Origin of the sequence: Anaerosphaera multitolerans (assembly GCF_004006535.1) — a bacterium.
In the GTDB taxonomy this organism is placed as follows: Bacteria; Bacillota; Clostridia; order Tissierellales; family Peptoniphilaceae; genus Anaerosphaera; species Anaerosphaera multitolerans.
In genome coordinates this window covers 91,334-98,924 of the sequence record NZ_RLIH01000008.1, presented here as the reverse complement: position 1 = coordinate 98,924, position 7,591 = coordinate 91,334, and the positions used below count along the sequence as shown (strand labels likewise).

Sequence of the window (7,591 nt, the reverse complement as noted above, 5' to 3'; positions counted from 1 at the left end):
ATTTTATCTTTTTTACCCATCATTTTTATCACCCACAATATATTTACCAATTTTAAAAGGCTGTTGACATTTCATTGTCAACAGCCTGAACAAACTACATCAGGTAGTTTGTTTTTTTTTGGATATTCAGTTTTATTTGGGTATTTGGCAAATCTTTCTGAGTCAATGGGGTTTAAAGGTGCGTTAGTAGGCCAAGGCCAACCTCCAAACTGCGTAAGTAGATAATCGTTAAAGGCCTGCATTATTTCTTCTTTTGTATTCATAACAAAAGGTCCATAGGTGGATATGGGTTCATTAATAGGTTCTCCCTCGAGAAGTAAAATTTTACTTGGGGCAACTCCATTTAGAATTTTAATTTCCTCGTCTGAGACAAGTTCCACGGCATTTCCTGAAGCTATAGTTTCCGATTCAATTGAAATTATATCGCCCTTATAATAGTAAATCATTCTACTTGCACTTTCAGTAGTAGGTCTTAAAACAAATTCAGCATTCGAGTCAAGTTCAATTATCCAAATTACAACATGATTTTGCTTTTCAGCTGCCCAGGAGTCCGGATTTGGAGGTAATGCTTTTTTGGTTTTGTAATCTCCTGCAATTACTTTAACCCTAAAGGATTTCCCTTTTTCATCTTTTTCTTCAATAATGGGAATATCTTCACTCCAAAGCATATTATAGTAAGGCTGGACCAACTTGTTTTCTTTAGGTAAATTTAACCAAAGTTGGAATAATTCCAAAGTGTTTTCACTATTTTGATTTATTAGAGGAAACATTTCACAGTGTTGGATTCCACTTCCTGCAGTGAGCCACTGAACATCTCCGTTACCGTAGCGGCCGTTTAAGCCGAAACTGTCAGAGTGGTCTACAAATCCCTTTTCAACAATAGTAACAGTTTCAAATCCTCTATGGGGATGACTGGGAAATCCGGGAACCGTAGTACCGTGATACATTCTCCAAGGGGACTTGGGATCTAAATCTTTTCCAATTTCTCTTCCTTCAATATAGTAAGTAGGTTCCATTTTTTCGTTGCCTTCTGGATAGTAATCAAGATGATGAACTCCGATTATAAAAGGAGACTTAACAGGTATTCTTAAATTTACAGGCTCCATGGAAATAATTTTGCTTTTCAATTTATAACTCCTTTCAATTATAAAAACAGTTAGTGTGATTTTATATTTACCCTATATGACTACTATAAACCCATATTTCCCAAGTATCAGATGCTTTAAACGCCAATTGTTTAATAGAAAATGAAGTGTGGATATGTTAAAATTTATATATATTTTAATGAGAGGGAAAGATTAAAATGAAGATAGATCACTTGGTTTTACATATAGATTCAAAGTATCAAAAAGATGAAGAGGTAATATCAAAGATAAGAGAGTCGGGATTGCTCTATGAACCCACATGGGGTAAGGGAACGAAAGGTTTTAAAGCATCTAATATCTGGGTTGGGAATGAATATTTTGAATGTGTAAATCTTTTAAAGAAAAAGGGCGGAGGATGGCTTAAAGAATGGGTCAATCTCTATAATAAAGGACATAGAGGGTTAGTTTGTTTAATGCTTGATGTAGAAGATATTAATAAATCCTATGAGATACTTTCCAGAAGAAAAGTGAAAATGACAAAACCAGAATATATGAAATTCAAGTGGTTTTTTAATCTTTTTACAAGAACTATGCCTTGGATAAACAGCTATTTTAATATTTTTCAAGGTTTTCCCTTTCAAATGGGACTCCAACAGATGAAAGATGAAAAATCAAGAGAGGCTATGACTCAGTACATGGTTCCAAATAGTAGGGATAATGGAATTACTGACATTTATAAAATATTAATAAAGGGCAAATTTACCAATGAAGATTTTAGGTTGATATTAAATATCTTTCGTGATGGCATAGTAGGGACCGATAGTATTAAGGTATATTTAAAAAATAGAGAACAGGAAATTGAATTTATAAAATGTGATGAAAATGAAGTTAGGGTATATGTTCATTGTAGCAATGAGAAATACTGTGGGAATCAAGTAACTATAGAAAATACTACTATAATTATAGGAGAGGAAACTTAATTAAAAAAATCAATATAAGTAACTTCACATAAAATTGGTATTAAAGTTAATGTGTTATTTTAAATGTAGAAATGAGTGAAAATTATGTTAAAAAAGCATATGGTTAGTATAATATTTGCAGCGTTATTTATTTTAGGAGTAGTTTCCTATATAGTTAACGGACATTTTGTATATACTATAGATTTTGGGTTGTATCCAATATTGCAAAGTAGCTTGATGTTTCTTTTTCCTTGGATGGGATTAATTATATATTTAATTTTAATTCTTAAAATGAGAAATAGGAAATATTTAAACAAGGTTTTTATGTTGGCTATTTTAATTTTTAGTTTGGTAACTGTAGTAGATGTTGTAAGACTACGTAATTTTTATCAATATGAAAAGACCATCTCAAAAGCTTTACTAAGTGAAAATACTAATATAATAGCAGTTGAAAAAGATGGAGAAGTTCTTTTTAAAGGAACTTGTGGGTATTTTTTTGATAAAAGTTATATTAATTATTAATTATATACTAACAATACTCCTATAAGGTTAGATAAGTAGAAGTTTTGGAGGATAAATGGATAAAGTAAAACTAGTCATAAGTGCTTTGGTGGTTATAATTTTAACGGTATTTATATTCGAAGGATATAGAATATATACAATTTCAGAGAAGAGTTTACAGGGAGAAAGTGAAAAAATTATTGCAAAGGAAGTCTCCATATCAAATGGAATTAAACTGTTAAAAAAAGAAAAACTAAATAACTCCTATATACTTATTTATGAGCATAATGGAAGAAATATAATTGTGGAGTATTCTAAAAGTATATTTTTAAATAGATATCGTTTGGAAAATTTTACGGCTAATGTTGACTTAAGTAAAAAGTATACTTCTCTCATCACTAATGGAATGTACCATGATGTATATAGTATTAGTAAACAGGGTAATAATATTAATGTGGAGACAAAGACAGAAAGAAATGAAAGTTTTATTTTAAATGTTTTATTTTTAAGCTTAATTATAGGAATTACCTATTTTATAAGTAAAAAAAGTGTTGAAAGGAAGTAATTGCTATTAAAACAATGACTTTATTTAATGGTTATAGAAGTATGAGAAAGGTGATTGTATGCATAAATACGATCTTAGATTAGTAGCCGATGAAATACAAAATTATGCAGATGCTGTTTCAAAAATAGCAAATGTTGAAGTAGAGGTTGTAGATAGAGATTTAAAGAGAATAGCGGGAACGGGCTATTACAAGGATAAAATCGGTGTTGATATGTCTGATAAGGGATATGTTAACAAACATGTAATGGAAACTAAGGAGTTAATAGTAATTACTAATCCCGGTGAAAATGAACTATGTGCAAATTGTCCCGATAGAGATAATTGTATTGAAACCTTTGAAGTTACAACTCCGATATTTATTGAAGATGAGGTAATTGGAGTTTTAGGGTTAATAGGTCTTGACGATATGTCAAGGTCTTTACTTGAAAATAATCTTGAAAATTATTTGGATTTTGTGCGCCAAATTACAAATTTTATTTCAGCAGTTATGGTTAACTACTACCAGGAAGAGGAAAATCTCTCCTATATGGGAACGCTGAAGACCATAATAAGTTATCTACAGGAAGCTGTAATAGTTTTAGATTCCAACAATGTGATTAGCTTTATTAATAAGAGTGCTGAAAACCAAATAGGTCTGGATGAAAATAGCATAGGGCTGAAAATAAATTATTCAACGCCGGGGGATAAAGTCGGTTCCGGAAGTGAGTATTTTATAGAGGTAAATGGACATAGAAGGTATGTAGTAGGTGAAATTGTCAATGTGGACAATGAAAAATTTAATAAGATATTGCTTTTTGAAGGAATTAGAAAGGTAAAATCCGAACTTTACGATATGACTTCAACTATTAGTAGAAGTGACATTATTGGCTCCAGCGAAGTAACTAAAAACTTACTGGATAGAATAGCTCAAATTTCCAAATCCAATTCAACGGTTTTAATCACCGGAGAAAGTGGAACGGGTAAGGAGCTAATAGCAACTTCCATATGGCAAAATAGCGACAGGGCTAATAACAGGTTTATTTCAATAAATTGTGCGGCTATTCCTGAAACGCTTTTGGAAAGTGAATTGTTTGGATATACAAGAGGAGCCTTTACAGGAGCTGACTCTAGAGGGAAAATCGGAAAATTTGAACTAGCTAATAGCGGAGTTATATTTTTAGATGAAATAGGTGATATGCCTATTTATTTGCAGTCGAAAATTTTAAGGGTATTGGAAAATAGAGTTGTAACAAGATTGGGTTCAAACAAGGAAATTCCTTTAGATATTAGAGTTATTGCGGCAACTAATAAAGATTTGTCTAAAATGATTAAAGAGGGTAGATTTAGAGAGGACCTCTACTATAGGCTAAATGTAATTCCTATTGAGGCTAGGCCTCTTAGAGAGCGAAAGGCTGATATTGTGGATTTAACCTTATTATTTGTAGAGAGATATACTAAGTTGTTTGGAAAAAATTATAAGGGAATTGACGATGAAGTTATGGATGCACTGCTTAACTATAATTGGCCAGGAAATGTTCGAGAATTAGAAAATGCTATTGAATTTATGATAAATATGATGGGACAAGATGGAAGACTGACTTTGGATACAGTGCCTAGAGATATATTGGTAAATAAGAATATTGTAGGCGATGAAGAGATAAAAACCCTTTGTCAGTTGGAAAAAGATGAAATAATAAAGGCGCTTAGTAAGTATGGAAAAACTACAGAGGCTAAAAAAATCGTAGCTGAAAGTTTGGGCATTGGTGTAGCAACTTTGTATAGAAAGATAAAGCAGTATGAAATAGAAGAATTATCATTTTGATAAAAATATTTCAAGGTTAAAGACTGTGAAATTAAAGGTTTACAAGAAAAAATTTAAATAATTATCAAAATGATAAGAAATAATTATCGTTCTGATAATTTTTGAGCAATTAAAGGGATATTAAATAATTTATAAAATGAATTTATTTAACAGAAAGGGCTTAAAATAGCTCTTTCTGTTTTTGATTTTAATGTTGGCATAGAAATTGCATTATATATAAGTGTAAGCTTATTTAAAAATTAAAGGAGTGATGACTTTGAACAAGATAAATATTGCCAGTTTAAAAGGAAAAACCAAAGCAGATGTTGGGTTTTTAAATAGAGACGTAGCTGAGAAGGTAAAAGGATTTCATTCAAGCTTTCCTCAGTATAAAGAAACGCCCTTAGTTGAACTGAAAAATTTATCAAAAAAATTAGGTATAAAGAATATGTTTGTAAAAGATGAATCTCATAGATTTGAATTAAATGCTTTTAAAGTTTTAGGAGCCAGTTTTGCAATAGGTAATTATATTTCCAATAAAATAGGAGTGGATATAAGTGAGTTACCCTATAGCAAGATGATTTCAAAAGAAGTAAAGGAAAAACTTGGAGATACTACTTTTGTAACTGCAACAGATGGAAATCACGGAAGAGGTTTGGCATGGACTGCAAATCAACTGGGACAGAAGTCAAAGGTATTTATGCCAAGGGGAACTGCAGCGGAGCGTGTGGAAAATATTAGAAGAGAGAACAGCGATGTTGACGTTTACGATGCAAATTATGATGAATGTGTAAGAATGGCAAATGAATATGCCAATGCACATAATGGAGTAATGGTACAAGATACTTCATGGGAAGGCTATGAAGATATACCGCGTTGGATAATGCAAGGCTATATGACTATGGCAAATGAAGCCTATGAACAGTTAAGTAGACTTGGGGAGAAACCGACACATATATTTTTACAAGCCGGCGTAGGCTCTTTAGCATCTGCAGTTACGGGCTTTTTTGCAAACGTATACAGCGACGACTTGCCAACTATAGTAATAGTTGAGCCAGACAAGGCAAATTGTGTATATAAGACTGCTAAAGCGGATGATGGACAGTTACACAATGTAACAGGAGATATGGACACTATTATGGCAGGACTTGCATGTGGAGAAGTTGTAACTATTGGTTGGCCAATACTTAGCAGCTATGCTTCCTACTTCCTTTCTGTAGATGAAATGTATGCGGCACATGGAATGAGAGTTTTAGGAAATCCTGAAAAAGGCGATAATAGAGTGATTTCAGGTGAGAGTGGAGCTGTTACTTCCGGGGTTATATCTAAACTTATGGCTGATGAGGATTTAAAAGATATTAGAGAAGAAATAGGATTAGATGAAAATTCCGTAGTTTTAGCATTTAGCACTGAAGGCGATACTGATAATAAAATGTATAGAGAAATTGTTTGGGACGGAAGATATCCTAGTTATTGATTAAGGAGGAAATTATGAGTAGAGAAACAGTTGACAGTCAAGTTGTAAAACTAGCTCAAGCGCTAGTTAGAGAGAGAAGTTATTCTGGAGAAGAAAAAGGCGTATCAGATGTATTGACTAAGTTTTTTAAAGATAACGGATTTACTGATGTGCATATTGATAAATACGGAAATACTATAGGACATATTAAGGGTAGCAGACCTGGAAAGGCTATTTTATTTGACGGTCATATGGATACAGTACCTGTTACAGATGAAAGTGTTTGGAAGTACCCTCCATTTGCTGCAGAAATTCATGACGGGAAAATATACGGACGTGGAACCAGTGATATGAAAGGTGCTCTAGCAGCTATGGCAGTTGCGGCGGCTGAGTTTAATGAAGAGACAAAGGGAGACTTTGCAGGAGATATATACGTTGCCGGAGTAGTTCATGAAGAGTGCTTTGAGGGTGTGGCAGCAAGAGAGATAAGCAAGTACACAAATCCTGATATAGTTGTAATAGGCGAGGCTTCTCAGTTAAATCTTAAGATAGGCCAAAGAGGTAGAGCTGAAATTAAATTGGAAGTATTTGGTAAAGCTGCTCACTCTGCAAATCCTGAAAAGGGAATCAATGCCGTATATAAAATCGGTGAGATAATCCAAGAGATAAGAAAGTTAGAACCAACTCACAATGAAACTCTTGGAGATGGAATTTTAGAATTAGTAGATATTAAATCCTCTCCATATCCGGGAGCATCGGTAGTTCCTGAATACTGCGTGGCAACTTATGACAGAAGATTACTAGTTGGAGAAACTTTGGAATCAGTAATGGAACCTATACAAAAATTAGTTGACGAAATGATGGCAAAAGATCCTGAATTAGATGCAAAATTAAGTTATTCCGTAGGCGAAGAAAAATGCTTTACAGGCGAAACTATAAAGGGAGAAAGATTCTTCCCGGGATGGCTTTATGATGAAGAAGAGGAGTTTGTACAAACAGCTTATAATGCATTAAAGGAAATTGGACAGGAACCGATTATAACTCAGTATAATTTCTGTACAAACGGAAGCCACTATGCCGGCGAAGCTAAGATTAAGACCTTCGGTTTGGGACCATCTTTGGAAAATTTAGCTCATACACTTGATGAATATATAGAAGTGGATCAACTGATGAAAGTTAAAGATTCATATAAGGCAATCTGCGGAGCATTTAATAAGTAAGTTTTAGTTTTAAACTAGAGGAGGA

Annotated in this window: 7 protein-coding genes; 6 read left to right on the top strand and 1 reads right to left on the bottom strand. The window is 33.1% G+C overall.

The window, feature by feature from the left end; all coding sequences use genetic code 11:
• Positions 1-77: 77 nt before the first annotated feature.
• Positions 78-1,127, bottom strand: a complete 1,050-nt coding sequence (locus EF514_RS06785; RefSeq protein ID WP_240649027.1) for a pirin family protein — start codon at positions 1,125-1,127, stop codon at positions 78-80.
• Positions 1,128-1,303: 176 nt separating this feature from the next.
• Between EF514_RS06785 and EF514_RS06780 the strand changes: the two genes are divergently transcribed.
• The 6 genes from EF514_RS06780 to EF514_RS06755 all read left to right on the top strand — a co-directional run bounded on the left by EF514_RS06780 (position 1,304) and on the right by EF514_RS06755 (position 7,566).
• Positions 1,304-2,065, top strand: coding sequence for a hypothetical protein (locus EF514_RS06780; RefSeq protein ID WP_127724678.1), 762 nt, complete (start codon positions 1,304-1,306; stop codon positions 2,063-2,065).
• An 84-nt stretch (positions 2,066-2,149) separates the two neighbouring features.
• A complete protein-coding gene (locus EF514_RS06775; RefSeq protein ID WP_127724677.1) occupies positions 2,150-2,566 on the top strand; it encodes a hypothetical protein in 417 nt (138 codons plus the stop codon).
• A 55-nt stretch (positions 2,567-2,621) separates the two neighbouring features.
• Complete coding sequence (locus EF514_RS06770) at positions 2,622-3,110, top strand: hypothetical protein (protein ID WP_127724676.1); 489 nt, start codon at positions 2,622-2,624, stop codon at positions 3,108-3,110.
• Between the two features lie 58 nt (positions 3,111-3,168).
• A complete protein-coding gene (locus EF514_RS06765) occupies positions 3,169-4,911 on the top strand; it encodes a sigma 54-interacting transcriptional regulator (protein ID WP_127724675.1) in 1,743 nt (580 codons plus the stop codon).
• Positions 4,912-5,161: 250 nt separating this feature from the next.
• The gene (gene dpaL, locus EF514_RS06760; protein ID WP_127724674.1) at positions 5,162-6,367 is read left to right on the top strand and encodes a diaminopropionate ammonia-lyase; all 1,206 of its coding nucleotides are present in this window, start codon (positions 5,162-5,164) and stop codon (positions 6,365-6,367) included.
• 14 nt (positions 6,368-6,381) lie between these two features.
• The gene (locus EF514_RS06755) at positions 6,382-7,566 is read left to right on the top strand and encodes a YgeY family selenium metabolism-linked hydrolase (RefSeq protein ID WP_127724673.1); all 1,185 of its coding nucleotides are present in this window, start codon (positions 6,382-6,384) and stop codon (positions 7,564-7,566) included.
• Positions 7,567-7,591: the final 25 nt, after the last annotated feature.

What these genes read in the sequence shown, in the direction of transcription:
- EF514_RS06780 (WP_127724678.1), top strand. Translation starts at nt 1,304, where the DNA reads ATGAAGATAGATCACTTGGTTTTACATATAGATTCAAAGTATCAAAAA.
- EF514_RS06775 (WP_127724677.1), top strand. Translation starts at nt 2,150, where the DNA reads ATGTTAAAAAAGCATATGGTTAGTATAATATTTGCAGCGTTATTTATT.
- EF514_RS06770 (WP_127724676.1), top strand. Translation starts at nt 2,622, where the DNA reads ATGGATAAAGTAAAACTAGTCATAAGTGCTTTGGTGGTTATAATTTTA.
- EF514_RS06765 (WP_127724675.1), top strand. Translation starts at nt 3,169, where the DNA reads ATGCATAAATACGATCTTAGATTAGTAGCCGATGAAATACAAAATTAT.
- dpaL (WP_127724674.1), top strand. Translation starts at nt 5,162, where the DNA reads ATGACTTTGAACAAGATAAATATTGCCAGTTTAAAAGGAAAAACCAAA.
- EF514_RS06755 (WP_127724673.1), top strand. Translation starts at nt 6,382, where the DNA reads ATGAGTAGAGAAACAGTTGACAGTCAAGTTGTAAAACTAGCTCAAGCG.